At 53.0% G+C, this 16346-nt stretch carries 12 protein-coding genes; 8 read left to right on the top strand and 4 right to left on the bottom strand.

What is annotated here, in order from left to right; genetic code table 11:
• The first annotated feature begins 38 nt into the window (after positions 1–38).
• Both dnaN and recF read left to right on the top strand, forming a co-directional pair.
• A complete protein-coding gene (dnaN, locus tag ROA7450_RS13550) occupies positions 39–1157 on the top strand; it encodes a DNA polymerase III subunit beta (protein WP_085806387.1) in 1119 nt (372 codons plus the stop codon).
• 52 nt (positions 1158–1209) lie between these two features.
• Positions 1210–2295, top strand: a complete 1086-nt coding sequence (recF, locus tag ROA7450_RS13545; protein WP_085806386.1) for a DNA replication/repair protein RecF — start codon at positions 1210–1212, stop codon at positions 2293–2295.
• Here recF and ROA7450_RS13540 read toward each other — a convergent pair.
• Both ROA7450_RS13540 and ROA7450_RS13535 read right to left on the bottom strand, forming a co-directional pair.
• Entirely contained in the window at positions 2287–2709 is a 423-nt protein-coding gene (locus ROA7450_RS13540) for a GtrA family protein (protein WP_085806385.1), read from the bottom strand. The genes recF and ROA7450_RS13540 overlap by 9 nt on opposite strands.
• Positions 2702–3724: a glycosyltransferase family 2 protein gene (locus ROA7450_RS13535; protein ID WP_234999521.1), complete on the bottom strand. Its 1023-nt coding sequence runs from the start codon at positions 3722–3724 to the stop codon at positions 2702–2704. The genes ROA7450_RS13540 and ROA7450_RS13535 overlap by 8 nt, the downstream gene beginning before the upstream one ends.
• Before the next feature lie 214 nt (positions 3725–3938).
• Here ROA7450_RS13535 and ROA7450_RS13530 point away from each other — a divergent pair, with 214 nt between their 5' ends.
• The gene (locus ROA7450_RS13530; protein WP_085806383.1) at positions 3939–5744 is read left to right on the top strand and encodes a hypothetical protein; all 1806 of its coding nucleotides are present in this window, start codon (positions 3939–3941) and stop codon (positions 5742–5744) included.
• A gap of 150 nt (positions 5745–5894) precedes the next feature.
• Complete coding sequence (gyrB, locus tag ROA7450_RS13525; protein ID WP_085806382.1) at positions 5895–8312, top strand: DNA topoisomerase (ATP-hydrolyzing) subunit B; 2418 nt, start codon at positions 5895–5897, stop codon at positions 8310–8312.
• Between the two features lie 53 nt (positions 8313–8365).
• Here gyrB and ROA7450_RS13520 read toward each other — a convergent pair whose 3' ends face one another.
• Positions 8366–10291, bottom strand: a complete 1926-nt coding sequence (locus ROA7450_RS13520; RefSeq protein WP_085806381.1) for a multiheme c-type cytochrome — start codon at positions 10289–10291, stop codon at positions 8366–8368.
• A 130-nt stretch (positions 10292–10421) separates the two neighbouring features.
• The gene (locus tag ROA7450_RS13515) at positions 10422–11027 is read right to left on the bottom strand and encodes a TetR/AcrR family transcriptional regulator (protein ID WP_085806380.1); all 606 of its coding nucleotides are present in this window, start codon (positions 11025–11027) and stop codon (positions 10422–10424) included.
• A gap of 141 nt (positions 11028–11168) precedes the next feature.
• Here ROA7450_RS13515 and ROA7450_RS13510 point away from each other — a divergent pair, with 141 nt between their 5' ends.
• The 4 genes from ROA7450_RS13510 (at position 11169) to ROA7450_RS13495 (ending at position 16346) form a co-directional block, all read left to right on the top strand.
• Positions 11169–11633 carry a (2Fe-2S)-binding protein gene (locus tag ROA7450_RS13510; protein ID WP_085806379.1) on the top strand — a complete coding sequence of 155 codons (465 nt, stop codon included), beginning with the start codon at positions 11169–11171 and terminating at the stop codon, positions 11631–11633.
• A 1-nt stretch (position 11634) separates the two neighbouring features.
• Positions 11635–13821 (top strand): xanthine dehydrogenase family protein molybdopterin-binding subunit, encoded by a 2187-nt coding sequence (locus ROA7450_RS13505; RefSeq protein ID WP_085806378.1) that lies wholly within the window; start codon positions 11635–11637, stop codon positions 13819–13821.
• Between the two features lie 314 nt (positions 13822–14135).
• A complete protein-coding gene (locus ROA7450_RS13500) occupies positions 14136–14531 on the top strand; it encodes a MerR family transcriptional regulator (RefSeq protein WP_085806437.1) in 396 nt (131 codons plus the stop codon).
• Between the two features lie 36 nt (positions 14532–14567).
• Positions 14568–16346 carry an acyl-CoA dehydrogenase C-terminal domain-containing protein gene (locus ROA7450_RS13495; protein WP_085806377.1) on the top strand — a complete coding sequence of 593 codons (1779 nt, stop codon included), beginning with the start codon at positions 14568–14570 and terminating at the stop codon, positions 16344–16346.

The raw sequence follows: 16346 nt of genomic DNA, 5'->3' as shown, positions 1-16346 counted from the left end.
TCCCGGTATCAAACCGTGACCTGTAAGGGAGTGAGGGCATGAAACTCAGCATCGAGCGCGCAACGCTGCTCAAGGCAGTTAGTCAGGCGCAATCTGTTGTCGAGCGACGCAACACCATTCCAATTTTGGCGAACGTCCTGATCGAAGCCGAAGGTGATGCTGTCCACTTCCGCGCTACGGATCTGGATATCGAGGTGGTCGACAAGGCCCCGGCCAAAGTTGAACAAGCCGGGGCGACAACCGTTTCTGCCGTTTTGCTACACGAGATTGTGCGTAAACTTCCTGACGGTGCACTGGTTAATCTGACCGCCGATGCCGCCACTGGCCGTCTGACAGTGGACGCAGGGCGCTCGAACTTCAGCTTAGCAACTTTGCCGAAAGAAGACTTTCCGGTCATGGCATCCTCAGAATATGCCAGTAACTTTAGTGCCAAAGCACCAGAGCTGCGCCGTCTGTTCGATAAGTCGAAGTTCGCGATCTCGACTGAAGAAACACGTTACTACCTGAACGGCGTTTACATGCATGTCTCTGACGCCGATGGCGGCAAGGTGCTGCGTTGCGTGGCGACCGATGGACATCGCCTGGCCCGCATTGATAGCGATCTGCCCGATGGAGCGAGTGACATGCCGGGCGTGATTGTGCCACGCAAAACCGTTGGCGAATTGCGCAAGCTGCTGGATGACGACGAGATGAAAATCGCCGTTTCCGTTTCCGAGACCAAGATCCGCTTTGCGACACCGGACATCACTCTGACATCAAAGGTGATCGACGGCACATTCCCTGATTACACACGCGTCATTCCGCAGGGCAACACCCGACGGTTGGAAGTTGACGCCGCTGAGTTTGCAAAAGCGGTGGACCGTGTGGCAACCGTGAGCTCGGAACGTTCTCGTGCAGTTAAGCTGGCGCTGGATGAGGACCGTCTGATCCTTTCCGTTAACGCGCCAGATAGCGGTGCGGCGGAGGAAGAGCTTGCGGTGGCATACGGTGATGAGCGTCTGGAAATAGGTTTCAATGCCAAGTACCTGCTTGAAATCGCCAGCCAGGTTGATCGTGAAAACGCGGTCTTTATGTTCAATTCTTCCGGTGATCCGACGTTGATGCGTGAAGGCAATGATACCACGGCGGTTTATGTGGTTATGCCGATGCGCGTTTGACCGCGGTTGGATATCTTCGGCGGGAGTATCTTAAGAAAGATGAAGGGGCGGCATGCCGGGACTTTACCTCTCTGCCCTGACGCTGTCGTACTTTCGCTCGCATAAATCCGCGACGCTGACGCTGGATCAACGCCCGATTGCCATACACGGACCCAACGGAGCTGGAAAAACCAATATTCTGGAGGCGGTCTCGCTATTTTCTCCGGGCCGGGGAATACGCCGGGCGTCAGCGCAGGATATGGCGCGGCATCCCGATGATTTGGGCTGGAAGCTGACCGGAATCCTTCATTCCCTACATCAAGTACACGAGATCGAAATCTGGTCAGAGAATGGCTCTGCCCGGCAGGTGCGCATTGATGGGAAGGCTGCATCACAAATGGCACTGGGGCGGATCGCGCGGGTATTGTGGCTGATCCCGTCCATGGACCGGCTTTGGATCGAAGGTGCCGAAGGGCGGCGGCGGTTTCTGGACCGAATGACTCTCAGCTTTGATCCTTCGCATGCAGAAGCGTCACTGGCCTATGAAAAGGCTATGCGCGAACGCAACCGCTTGTTGAAGGATCAAGTGCGTGACGGACATTGGTATGTGGCACTGGAACGGCAGATGGCGGAGGCGGGCCTTGCGATCCACCGAAATCGCATGTTTGCCTTGGAGCAATTGCAGACTGCGCAGGCCCAGGCAGAAACCTCATTTCCTGCGGCGGACCTTGAACTGACGATGAGCGAAGGCGAGATGCCAGAAACCGAATCCGATTTTCGGGAAGCATTATCCGAAAGTCGGTTTCGCGATCTGGCGGCGGGGCGCACTCTTGTTGGCCCGCATCGTGCCGACCTTTACGGGGTGTATGCGGCCAAGGGCGTACCCGCCCGAGATTGTTCCACTGGGGAACAAAAAGCATTGTTAGTGTCGCTGATCTTAGCCAATGCCCGCGCATTAGCTCGCGATTTTGGCGCACCGCCGATTCTCTTATTAGACGAAGTCGCGGCACATCTGGACGCCAACCGTCGCGCCGCGCTGTACGACGAGCTTTGCGCTTTGGGAGCGCAGGCTTGGATGACCGGAACAGGAGAAGAGCTGTTTTCGGAATTGTCGGAGCGAGCGCAACCGATCGAAGTTACGGGCGAAGACTCAATGTGACCCTGAATGGAAAACAGCATTCTTTGCGCCAAAAAAATTGAAAAATAGAGCAGTAACAGAGCCGCAGGCCAAGGCAACTAGTACCTGCAAGGGACTAGTGCCGATCCAAAACAACACCAATGCATAAATACCGTAATTAATACCGGCGCCACAGGTTTGAACGAGAAAGTAGGCAGAAAGCTCTTTGTATTTAGGTTGATCAACACGCTCTCTGAACGTCCATGTTCGGTTACCCCACCACGTTACGATAACCGCAGCGGCAAAGCTGATCAGGCGAGAAACATAGGCATCGCCGCCACAAAGTATCAAGACAAGTAAAACGCTTGCATCCACGATAAAGCCGAGGCTGCCAATCACCAGAAACCGGGCCACAGGCCAGTCAAAGAGGCGCCGTTGGTGGGGCAGATCAGTCATTGCTCTGGGCACGCCTGCGCGTTTGAGCTTCAGACAAAACACCTGGCACAGCCAAATATTGCATGCGTTTGCTTTCTTGTCGGCCTTTGGTGATCAGATCTAGAATGCGACCGACAAGAGCAAGCAAAAAGGCGATGCTCATCATCGTTGCGGACAAGACGGCTGTGGGCAGGCGCGGAACCAATCCCGTTTGGAAGTATTCAACGAACACTGGGGCAGCAAGTATCAACGATACCAAAGCGAAGATTGCGGCTGCGCTGCCCAAAACCGCGAAAGGACGCTCTTGTGACCAAAGACGGGCAATGGTTTTCAGAATACGGACCCCATCACGAATGCTGTTGAGTTTGCTTTCCGACCCTTCTGCGCGATCCTTGAAACTACCGTGGATCTCGCCGATTGGCATTTGAAGTTCCAGCGCATGAACCGTCAGTTCTGTCTCAACCTCAAACCCACGCGACATCATGGGAAAGGTTTTGACAAATCGGTTGGAAAACACACGATAACCCGAGAGCATGTCGGTCGTCCCGCGACCAAAAATTGCCTGTACAATCCCTGACAGCATTTTGTTGCCGAACTTGTGTCCAGGTCGATATGCAGATGTGCTTTCGGCGATACGCACTCCATTGACCAGATCCAAACCTTCTTCAATCATCTCGCTGATCATGTCTGGAGCTTTGGATGCATCGTATGTGTCATCGCCATCAACCATGATGTAGACATCTGCATCCACATCGGAGAACATCCGGCGTACCACGTGGCCTTTGCCCTGCCGAGGTTCACTACGCACGATTGCGCCCGCTGCGCGCGCTTGGGCAATTGTATCGTCCATTGAATTATTGTCGTAGACATAGATGTCCGCTGTCGGCAAATGGTACTTGAAGTCCTTAACGACCGTCGCAATCGCGGCCCCTTCGTTATAGCATGGGACTAATACTGCGAGAGACAGGCCCATGAAGGGTGCGTCCGTTTTGGCTTTGGTAAAAAAATCAGATACGACGTTGCTCATCGTGTTCATGCCCCACGCACTGTGATTTGTACAAATGATTCAAGTCAGCGTTTCATTAAGATGATAGTGCTGAGACGGGCGAAATTGAGGCGAGCCCGGGGTAATCCCGTGGTTTGGTGCACAGATGCCGAATGTTGATCTCATGCTTATTTGCGTCATAAATACGCCGAAGTTTTCTGAACTTTAACACCAACTCATACTGATTATTGAGACCCGCACGATAATGAATGCATTTGCGCTAAACCCATCTGATGAAAAGATTTTCAAGATTGTACTTGCTCTTGTGATCGGGGTCCGAGTTACCGTTGCCATTTTTGCGGGCCTGTCGGCCGTTGATACTCTATCGATGTCTGGCAACGACGACATCATGCGCTTTCTATCTGTGCAGGACTGGATGAACGGCCAAGATTGGTATGACATTCGTCAATACAGAATGCTCCCTCCCGAGGGGTTGGACTTGCATTGGTCCCGCTATGTTGATCTTGGAATCGCAGCGTTAATCTGGCCGTTAACTTGGGTTTTAACGTTGGATCAGGCCATGTCGGTCGGGATTGTTCTTTGGCCAGCGTTTTTGTTCATTCTGCTTGCACTGTTAACGGGATACAGCGCGCGCAAAATGTTTGGGCCCTTAGTCGGTGCAACCTCGTTGATGGCGCTTCTGCTTTGGTCAGTAACCGGGAGCGAGTATTTCTCTGGCGTGCGTCTGGATCATCACAATGTTCAGATTCTGCTGATGACCGTTATGACGTTCACAGCTGTTTTGCCGGGCCTCGCAATTGGGCGAGGTTTGTTGGGTGGACTTGCAGCCGCCCTATCTTTGGCTGTTGGCCTCGAGGCTTTGTTGGTTATCGCTTTGTTTGCTGGGCTGCTTGTCGTGCGCGCTTTGTTGCAATACGAGCATGCTGTATCGCAGCTATTGGCATTCAGTGTTGCTGTTGCATTAGGCAGTGCGTTGCTGTTCTTAGGGCAGTCCCCGAGTTCAGAGTGGGGATTGAAGCACTGCGATGAATTGTCCGTACCTTATGTATCAATTGCCGGAGTTGGAGCGGGGATTTGTGTTGTTTATGCGCTTGCTGCAGCGAATCTTGCCCATCATTTTGCGCGGGCGGTTGTCTTTGTCGGGTTGTGTGGTTTGGGTATTTTGCTTCTCTATCCTTTAATTGAACCTTGCTTTGCAGGGCCATATGGCAGCCTGCCGCAGGATGTTATTGATATCATTCGCTACCGTGTCACAGAAGGACACTCTGCGGTTCTAACCATTGTTGAAGGGCGATCATCTGCGTTTACAATCGCGATACCAACCGTGGTCATAACTGTCTTAACTACAATTATCTGGGGCTGCCGATTGCACATGCAGCACGAAGACCGTGCTACCACTGGGCGTTTGGGTATTTTGTTGTTGTTTGCGTGGCTTGGCGTGATTGCGAGCTTGTCGCAAATTCGCCTGATCTTGTTGGCGGCATCGGTGATCCCGATGTTGATTGGATTTTCGCTTGCCGCTTTCATGAATGCTTGCCGTGACGGGGACAGCAAGCGAGCAATGGTTCTTCTCATCCCTCTTCTGGTCGTTGTTGTGTCCCCCAGTGTTGCTCTGCTCTTAAATTCAGCAAAGAAAGGCGGAACTGAGGAAGCTTCCTCGAATCTTGTCCGAACTGTTGCGATTGAAACCTGTCGAGAGCCTGAATTGTTGCGAGAGTTAAACAAGATTCCGGCCGGTAATGTGTTTGCGTCGGCTAACTTTAGTGCCCCGATCCTGTTACTAACCTCTCATTCAGTGATGACCGGGCCATATCACCGTAGCCCGGATGCTTTTCGCGATGGTGCCTTGCCGTTCGAGAAAGACGAAACCGCACTTCTAGAGGCGACGCGACGGACAAATGCAGATTATCTGCTGCTATGTCGAAATGGAGTATACGGCTCTAAAGATTCCTTTGGCACGCGACTTGCCGCTGGTGGGAAAGCCGCCTGGCTGGCGGAGATTGAAGGCCTCAACGATAAGCTGTTGGTGTATGAAATTCTCAAGAACTGATGGGGAATTCGAACCTCCCATTATTAACTTAGAAATGCGATTAGATTCGATATTTTGATTGGCGCCGAACGGCGCAAAATCTTGTGGCTGACACGTGACATTCCCCCTAGAAAATCGTATAAAATTACAAAAATACGAGGAATGACATTCATGTCCGAAGCAGCCCCGACGCCGGAAGAATATGGCGCAGATTCCATTAAAGTTCTCAAGGGCTTAGAGGCGGTTCGAAAGCGACCCGGCATGTACATCGGTGACACCGATGACGGGTCGGGTCTGCACCACATGGTTTACGAGGTTGTCGATAATGGTATTGACGAGGCTTTGGCCGGGCACGCGGATGCCGTGACGGTGACGATACACGCCGATTCATCCGTTTCCGTGAGCGACAATGGGCGTGGTATTCCCGTCGACATGCATGAGGAAGAGGGTGTTTCAGCGGCAGAGGTCATTATGACCCAACTGCATGCAGGCGGTAAGTTCGACAGCAACTCTTACAAGGTCTCTGGAGGTCTGCACGGTGTGGGGGTTTCAGTTGTGAATGCCCTATCTGACTGGCTGGAATTGCGGATCTGGCGGAACGGCAAAGAACACTATGCCAAGTTCGAGGGCGGCGATACTGTCGAATCCCTGCGCATTGTGGGTGATGCCAATGGCCGAAAAGGCACCGAGGTACGATTCATGGCCTCGACCGACACATTTTCCAATCTGGAGTACAGTTTCGATACGCTTGAAAAGCGCTTGCGTGAACTGGCATTCCTGAACTCGGGCGTGCGGATCATCCTGACGGATGAGCGCCATGCAGAGCACCTTAATACAGAGTTGCATTACGATGGCGGTGTGCGCGAATTCGTCAAATATCTGGATCGCCACAAGTCGTCCGTCATGACGGATCCGATTTTCATCACGGGCGAAAAAGATGACATCGGCGTCGAAGTTGCGATGTGGTGGAACGATAGCTACCACGAAACGGTGCTACCCTTTACCAACAACATCCCGCAGCGGGATGGCGGTACGCACATGGCCGGTTTTCGCGGTGCGTTGACACGGACCATTAATAACTACGCTCAAAAAAGCGGTATCGCCAAAAAGGAGAAGGTAAATTTCACGGGTGATGACGCGCGCGAGGGCCTGACTTGTGTGTTGTCCGTCAAAGTACCTGACCCGAAGTTTTCCAGCCAGACCAAAGACAAGCTTGTCAGCTCAGAAGTGCGCCCAGCTGTCGAAGGGTTGGTGAACGAAAAGCTGTCAGAATGGTTTGAAGAGAACCCCAATGAAGCCAAGGTCATTGTCGGCAAGATCATCGAGGCGGCGCTGGCGCGTGAGGCTGCACGCAAGGCGCGCGAGCTGACCCGCCGCAAAACGGCCATGGACGTGAACTATCTGGCGGGCAAGCTTAAGGATTGCTCTGAAAAAGACCCGTCCAAAACCGAAGTCTTCCTGGTGGAGGGCGATTCTGCTGGCGGATCTGCTCAGACTGGGCGTGACCGTTCAACGCAGGCGGTTCTGCCCCTGCGTGGTAAAATCTTGAATGTGGAACGTGCGCGGTTTGACCGGATGCTTGGCAGTCAGGAAATTGGTAATCTGGTGATGGCCTTGGGCACCGGCATTGGCCGGGATGAATTTAACATCGAAAAACTGCGCTATCATAAGATCGTCATCATGACTGATGCCGACGTGGACGGTGCACACATTCGGACGCTGCTGTTGACGTTCTTCTATCGCCAAATGCCCGAGTTGATTGAAGGGGGTTACCTCTATATTGCACAGCCACCGTTGTTCAAAGTGAGCCGGGGCAAGTCCGAGGTGTATCTGAAGGATCAGCCAGCGCTTGATGATTATCTGATTGCACAAGGCAGCGATGATGCTGTGTTGCGTTTGGGTTCGGGAGAGGAAATTGTAGGGCAGGACCTGCTGCGTGTTGTCGATGAGGCACGTCAGGTCAGTCGGGTGCTCGATGCATTCCCAACCCATTATCCGCGCCACATACTGGAACAGGCTGCCATTGCCGGGGCGTTTTCGCCGGGCAAAGTTGATGGAGACTTGCAAAGTGTGGCCGATGCTGTTGCTGCGCGCCTTGACCTGATTGCCTTGGAGTACGAGCGCGGTTGGGCTGGCCGCCCGACACAGGATCACGGCATTCGCCTCACCCGCATGCTGCGCGGTGTTGAAGAGGTGCGTACATTGGATGGAACAGCATTACGTTCCGCCGAAGCGCGGAAGCTGGGCCAGATGACGGAAACGCTGTACGACGTGTATAATTTACCGTCTTCCTTGGTGCGTAAAGAACGTAGCCAAAATATTCATGGTCCGCTGAACCTGCTAAACGCGATCCTTACGGAAGGTGAAAAGGGACTGTCGTTGCAGCGCTACAAAGGCTTGGGTGAAATGAATCCGGATCAGCTGTGGGAGACCACACTAGATCCCGACGCGCGAACTTTGTTGCAGGTCAAGATTGATGATGTGGCCGAAGCGGATGATCTCTTTACCAAATTGATGGGCGATGTGGTTGAGCCACGTCGAGAGTTCATTCAGAAGAACGCGCTGAGCGTTGAAAACCTGGATTTCTAAGCGACATCCAATACTCTATAGATACCTCGGCTCTGGATAGAGCTGAGGTATTTTTATTGTCCGAGCTCATCCTTCAACCCGCGCAATACTGGATCATTTGGCAAATATGTCAGCGCTTGATCGACAACCGCTAAAGCGTCATGTGCACCACCACTGATATGCGCCAACCGCACCAGCATTGACCAGGCTTCGGCACGCTGGGGGTCCAATCGTACGACTTCTCCGAAGGCTTGCGCTGCGGCGGCGGCGTTGCGCATGGTCAAGGCCATGCCGCCGAGCACGAGGTGAGTTTCTGGGAAATCCAAGCGAGTGGACATCGATTCCTGCCATTCATCCATACTTTGAACAAGAAGCTGCCGTTCTGCCGGCTGCATGAGCGCAGGAGAGACGTTCAGAAGTTGCTTTGCCGCAGCAGTGCGCACTGCACGGAGTGGATCCTCTAACAGCGGCAGCAGACGAGCGAGCCGTGCCACCGGTGCGGCGTGGCTTTGAAACTCAGCGGCACTTTCGCGCACGAGAGGATCAGGGTCTTTGAGCAGCGAGGCCAGGATGGTTGCTGAACCCTCGTCTGCGGCGGGCTGCAAAAGATAGAGAGCAGTCGCTCGGACAATGCCGGCTTGTTCAGGATCAAGTGCAATCGATTGCAGATCTTTCCCCACCAAGTCAGGATCGACCTGCGCCTGTGCAAAGACTGTTCCATAATGTGGCCCGCGATTATGTGAACCGGGATGCCAGTCAGCAATGGCTTTTGCGGCCCAATCCGGAGTTTGATCTGCGTGGCAATCCGTGCAAGCATCCGGTGCACCAGTTTGCTCGAATAAATCCGGGCGCGGAATACGAAACGAATGATCGCGCCGCCCATCAATCCCCATATAGGTGCGTTCGATCATGTGGCAGTTTTTACACTGGGCGCCTTCGCTGTTTTTTGGGTGTTTGTGATGATCAGGCGTGTCATAATCTTTCAGAGAAAGGGTTGGAAAATCGGTGTTTCCAGCTTCTGAATGGCATTGGGTGCATAGGGCGTTATCTTCAGCCTTGATCTCTGCCTTATGTGGGTCGTGGCAGTTCATACAGCCCACCCCGCGGGCATACATTTTTGATTGAAGGAAAGAGCCGTACACATAAACCTCTTCCAAAATTTGCCCATCCGCGTGGTAAAGCCCGGGACGAAGTCGCGCTAATCTGTAGGTATCGTGAAACGGCGTGCCGGGAATGGGGTTGCCGTTTGTCAACGCCTCGCGCCGCGAATGGCAGCCCGCGCATTGTTGAATACCAGCTTCTGGATTGGCACTGTCAAAAGAAAAGGCAAAACCGTAGACGTCTAATCCTTGGGCCTCGAGTTCAGCGCGTTCGGTTGCGTCAGCGGTCCATCTCAAGTGTTCCGACGCTGGGCCATGGCAGGCCTCGCAACCAACTCCAATTTCAGCCTGAGTTGATTTGTAGCTGCGCGTGTCTGATTGATAATTCCGCTGATAATCAGTGGCATGGCATTCAGCACACCTTGCGTTCCATGTCTTGTAAGGGCCAGTCCAATGCAACCCGTCATCAGGCGGTAGGTCCTGATCCGGATACAAGTGATACCAGCGCTTTTCGACATCATCCCATGTGACATCGAAACTTTGTTGGCGGCCATCTTCGGTTTCCAACAGGTATTGTTGTAATGGGGCGACCCCAGCGACTGAATGGACGAGATATGACGTTGTTGTGCCGTCCTTTTCAGTCACTGCAATACTGTATTCATCGCCCTCTTTCGTGAAAGAAACCTGCATATCGTCATGTTCAAATCGAGCGTCGTTAAAATCACCTAAAACAGTGTCTGGGTTTGGCTCCATCCATGCCTTGGCGTGATGCGACGTCGCCCACGCGGCGGTTTCGTCTGAATGGCAATCCACACAGTTTTCGGAGCCAACGTAATTGGGAGCTTGCGCATAAAGTGGGGCTGCAAAGAAGAGTGTTAGTACTGCAAGCAACCTGAGCATATCAGACCTTTGTGGCGTGGGATGGCAGAGGCTGTAAGTGGCCTATACCGCCCTAGCATATAAGTGATTTCGATAACGACTGAACACTACCCTATTCCTTTGAAAGAACAACGTTTCTTTTCTAACTTGGTCAGCGTATTCCATAGCGACTCATCATCATGTCGACACTGCTTTCGACAATCTGTGCCATCTGTTTTTCGGTTATGATCGGGGCGCCAAAGATTACTGGCCAAAACGCTTTGGCCTTGATTAGTCCGACAAACTCAACGCCAGCGTCATCGGGGTTTGGGACGTTCATCTGTCCATCTGCGGTCGCGACACGAAGCATGTCTGCAAAGACTCGGGTTTTGTCCATTTTGCCCTGCGTCTTTTCTGCCAACACCGGGTTGCGCAAAACTTCGCTGATGACCATCCGTGCCATGGCCATGACATCAGGTGACATCAAAAGCCGTCCCTCAACCCACGCCAGTTCGACCAGTTGGTCACGGATTGGACGACCCTGTTCGTATCGAATATCCATCATGTCAGCAAAACGATCCGACAATACACCTACGATGGATTGAAAGAGTTTTTCTTTACTTTCAAAGTACTTATAAACAGTCCGTTTGGAAACTTCTGCACGCGCGGAAACACGATCCATGCTGGCGGCAGTGAATCCTTTTTCTTGGAATTCCTCCACGGCAGCATTGATGATCTGCTGGTATTTCTCTGAATTTGGCACGGTGCAGTCGGTCATGACGTTATGATATGCGGTAAAAAAAGCGAGCGGTCAAATCCAATGGTAAACTTGTGAGTTTACAGCGTTAATAAATTCCCCTAAGTGTAAACGCATCAGTTTACCGCTCACGAATTTTACGCTTCAGATGGGGGCCAGCCTATGACTATCTCTCTAAACCTAAATGGTAAGACGCATGACGTTGATGCCGAACCGGGTACTCCGCTTCTGTGGGTGATCCGAGATGAATTGAAAATGACCGGTACCAAATTCGGTTGTGGCGTCGCCTCGTGCGGAGCCTGCACCGTTCACGTTGATGGTGAGCCGGTACGCTCTTGTCAGACCTACATAGAAGATGTGGGCGAGTCCGAGATAACCACAATTGAGGCGATGTCTGACACTGAGATTGGAGCGGCTGTGCAGCAGGCCTGGGTTGAGTTGGATGTTGTGCAATGTGGTTATTGCCAATCAGGTCAGATCATGTCCGCGGTTGGGTTGCTGACGGAAAACCCTAAGCCGTCGGTCGAAGACATCGACAATTACATGTACGGCAACGCCTGTCGTTGCGCCACGTATCAACGCATCCGCGCCGGTGTTCAGCGCGCATCCGAAATTCTGGAGGCGTAAGATGACCGTACAAACAACCCGCCGTAACTTCCTTAGAGGTGGTGCCGCAACCGCTGCAGTGCTGATCATCGGCTCCCGGCCAGATGGTGCCGTGGCTGCCGCATCTGGTGACAAGGCAATGTTCAATCCCTTCGTCAAGATCGACGCAGAAGGGACCGTGACGGCCATCATCAAACATTTTGAAAAAGGGCAGGGGCCTGCCACCGGTCTTTCAACCTTGATAGCCGAAGAAATCGGCCTGCGAATGGACCAGATCGAATATGAATTCGCGCCGTCCAACCCCAAGATTTACAACAACCTTGCCTTTGGCCCGTTTCAGGGCACGGGAGGATCGACCGCGATGGCCAATTCGTATCAGCAATACCGCACCGCTGGAGCGGCTGCGCGAGAGATGTTGATCATTGCCGCAGCACAGTCATGGGGTGTAGAGGCATCCACATTGTCCATCGAGGAAGGCATGGTGACTGGTGCTGAGCAATCGGCACCACTGGGTGAGTTCGTCGCAGCAGCGTCTTCGCTAGAGGCGCCGGCGGCCCCTCGTCTGAAAGACCCTTCGGAGTTTCGCCTGATTGGCAATGCGGAAGTGCGCCGTGTGGACAGCGTGATCAAAGGCAATGGCACAGCACAGTTTGCCATGGATGTGCATCTGCCAAATCAGATGGTCGCGATGATTGCACGTCCAGAGCAGCGTGGCGGGTTGGTGCGCTCTTTTGATGACAATGGCTCGAAGGAGGTTATGGGCTACATTAATGCGGCGACACTGCCCAACAATGCGGGCGTTGCGGTATATGCCGAAACTACCTGGGCCGCGATGCAGGCACGAGATGCGCTCGAGGTTGAATGGGATCTGGACGCGGCTGAAGCACGCAGTTCAGATGAGATCCATTCAGAGATTATGGCCGCGCTTGAAGCGGAGCCGCAGTATAATGTGAGCAAGACCGATCTGGCGGCGACCCAATCCGCCATTGGTGACGCCGCACAGGTGGTAGAGCAGGCCTTCTATTTCCCACTGTTGGCGCATGCGCCGATGGAGCCGCTCAATTGCACCATTGAAGCAACAGCAGATGGCGGAGTGATCTTGCATGATGGCGCGCAAATGCCGACAGGGCCGCACTTTGCCCTGTCGCAGATTCTTGGCCTGCCGATGGAGAAAATCCAGATCAACACCATGCTGGCGGGCGGTTCCTTTGGCCGTCGCGCAACGCCCGATGCAGACTATCAAACAGAGGCGGCTTTGGCATTCTCAATGACGGATCGGTCGCGGCCTGTGAAACTGGTCTGGTCGCGTGAAGACGATCTTCGCAGTGGTTACTATCGCCCTGCCTTTGGCCACAAGGTGCGTGTTGGGCTGGATGCAGATGGTGCAATCGTGGGCTGGGAACATCGCATTGCCGGGCAATCGGTGATCAAGGGGACACCATTTGAAGCAATGATCGTCCATGAGGGCATTGACCATAGTTCTGTCGAAGGAACCGCCGACACTGCCTATGATATCCCCAATGGCTTTTTTGGTTTGACGGACACGCCGAAGGCAACGACCACACTGTGGTGGCGGTCGGTAGGGCATACCCATACCGCCTTTGTCATGGAGGTCATGATGGACATGGCTGCCAAGGCGGCGGGGCAAGATCCCATTGAATACCGTCTTGGCTATCTAACTGGTGGCACCAAAGATCAACAACGTTTAGCGGCTGTGTTGAAACTTGCTGCAGAAAAGGCGGGTTGGGGTAACGTTGCTGAGGGGCGTGCGCAGGGCATTGCAGTACATAAATCCTTTGGATCCTATGTCGCTGAGGTTGTCGAGATCTCAGGTAACGCAGATAGCGGTGTTAAGATCGAGAATGTTACCTGCGTCGTTGATTGTGGCCTGCCGGTTAATCCTGATGTGATCAAGGCCCAGATGGAGGGGGGAATCGGTTACGGTATCGGCCACGTCATGCGTGATCAGATCACCCTTACAGGTGGTGCAGTTGATCAGTATAACTTCCCCGATTACGAACCTCTGCGGATCAGTGACATTGCCGCTATTGATGTCCATATCGTGCCATCTGCCGAGGCCCCAACCGGGGTCGGCGAACCAGGTGTGCCACCCGCAGCCCCAGCTTTGGCCAATGCCATTGCTGCGGCCAGTGCTGAGCTACGTGTGAGCGCTATGCCGATGGTGGAAAACTGTGTCGATTTCGTCTGATCGATTCTGACATCAAAATCAAAGTACCCCTGTACGTTAGCGCGCGCAGGGGTTTTCGTTGGTGAGCTTGTATTATGTCTCGCCACATTGCTCTTATTCAGTTGCGCCATTTTGATGGCATTCGTTGTAAATCATTGAACCGTTCAAGCTTGAAATTTATCAACACTAAAAGTGACGTAACGTTCGAATCGCGTCAACTTCATCTTCATGTGAAAGTTACGTAACGTATAAGCTGCGTCAACTAACTTGTCTGCAGTAAGACTGCGCCTACCTGTGATCGTAACCAGTGATTTTACATATTGATGGATGTTCTGATGACCGACGATGTGATGACAATTCGACAGATGTGTGATGCGTTTGATGTGACTCCGCGCACCTTACGTTTTTACGAATCCAAAGAGCTGCTTTCGCCGATCCGCGAAGGACAAAAACGGCTGTTCACCAAACGCGACCGCGCGCGCCTTAAGCTGATTTTGCAAGGCAAGCGCTTTGGATTCACGTTGGAAGAGATCCGCCAACTTTTGGATCTCTACAGCAAGGAAGATCAGCAGCTGACCCAAATAACCCAGACTTATGACATTGCCGTCAAGCGTCTGAAAGATTTGGAAGAACAGCGTGATACGCTCAACGAAGCTATTTCCGATCTGCGGGCGCAACTCAAGTGGGGTGACAGTGTTTTGTCCACTCTTCGCACCAAAGCTGCCGAATAATAACTAACGCCAAACAACGTACCCAGGGAGACCAACATGCCCAGCTACACCGCCCCAACCCGCGACTTGCAATTCATCCTGCATGACGTTTTGAACGCGTCGCAATCTGACATTCCCGGCTATGCCGAAATGGATGCGGATTTCACCTCAGCGGTTCTTGAAGAAGCCGGTAAAATTTCGTCTGAAGTTCTGGCTCCCCTAAACACTGTGGGCGACACCGAGGGATGCGTAATGGAAAATGGTGTTGTGCGAACACCAACTGGTTTCAAAGCGGCTTTCGATCAAGTTCGTGAAGGCGGCTGGACAGCACTGGACCTGCCAGAGGAATTTGGCGGTCAGAACATGCCGTACCTGCTGGGCACAGCCGTGGGGGAAATGTTTTCAGGCTCTAACCAAGCCTTTACCATGTATCAGGGTCTCACTCACGGTGCGGCTTCGGCCATTCTGGTACATGGCACCGATGAGCAAAAGGCCAAGTATTTGCCCAACATGGCCGCCTGCGAATGGACTGGCACGATGAACCTGACCGAACCGCATTGCGGGACGGATCTGGGTCTGATGCGGACCAAGGCCGAACCTCAGCGCGACGGCAGCTACAGAATCTCTGGTCAGAAGATCTTTATCTCGGCTGGTGAACACGACATGGCTGACAACATCATTCACTTGGTGTTGGCCAAGATACCCGGCGGTCCAGAAGGCATCAAAGGGGTCAGCCTGTTTATCGTGCCGAAGTTCATGGTTAACGATGATGGATCGCTGGGTGAACGCAACGGCGTCTCATGTGGCAAGATCGAAGAGAAAATGGGCATCCACGGTAACTCGACCTGTGTGATGAACTATGACGAGGCAACAGGGTACCTGCTGGGCGAAGAGCACAAAGGTATGCGCGCCATGTTCACCATGATGAACGAAGCGCGCATTGGTGTTGGCATGCAGGGTCTGGCTCAGGCTGAAGCCGCCTATCAGAACGCTGTGGAATACGCCAAGGATCGCCTGCAAGGTCGCGATGTCACGGGCGATAAAAACCCAGATGGTCCGGCTGACCCCCTGATCGTGCACCCCGATATTCGCCGCTCGTTGATGGATCAAAAATCATTTGTCGAAGGTGGCCGCGCGTTTCTTTTGTGGGGATCACAGATGATCGACCAATCGCATCGCGGAGGTGATGAAGCAGCTGAAGGTCTGGTCAGTCTGCTGACCCCGGTAATCAAAGGCTTCCTGACGGATGAAGGTTACGACATGACCGTGCTGGCGCAACAGGTCTATGGTGGTCACGGCTATATCGAAGAATGGGGCATGTCCCAATTCACCCGCGATGCACGCATTGCGATGATCTACGAAGGAGCCAACGGTGTTCAGGCGCTTGATCTGGTTGGCCGCAAGCTGGCACAGGACGGTGGCAAGCATGTCATGGCCTTCTTTGATATGATCAAAACCTTCCTGAAAGAAAACGAAGGTAATGAAGCGCTCAAGGCAGATTTCCTTGATCCATTGAAAGAAGCATCGAAGCACCTGCAGGCGGCGGGCATGTATTTCATGCAAAACGGCATGAAAAATCCGAACCACGCGTTGGCTGGGTCTTATGACTTCATGCACCTTTTTGGTCATGTTTGTCTTGGCCTGATGTGGGCACGGATGGCCAAAGCAGCGCATGCTGCGCTTGATGATGGCACATCGGATGCACAGTTCTATGAGACAAAGCTGGCCACTGGACGCTATTACATGAAACGTCGTTTACCTGCGACAGCACTGCATTTGGCGCGTATTGAAAGCGGCGCAGATCCGGTGATGGTGCTGGACGCAGATCAGTTCTAA

The organism is Roseovarius albus (assembly GCF_900172335.1).
GTDB classification, from domain to species: domain Bacteria; phylum Pseudomonadota; class Alphaproteobacteria; order Rhodobacterales; family Rhodobacteraceae; genus Roseovarius; species Roseovarius albus.
The sequence above is the reverse complement of the archived record's forward strand: the minus strand, read 5'-3'. Positions and strand labels throughout refer to the sequence as shown.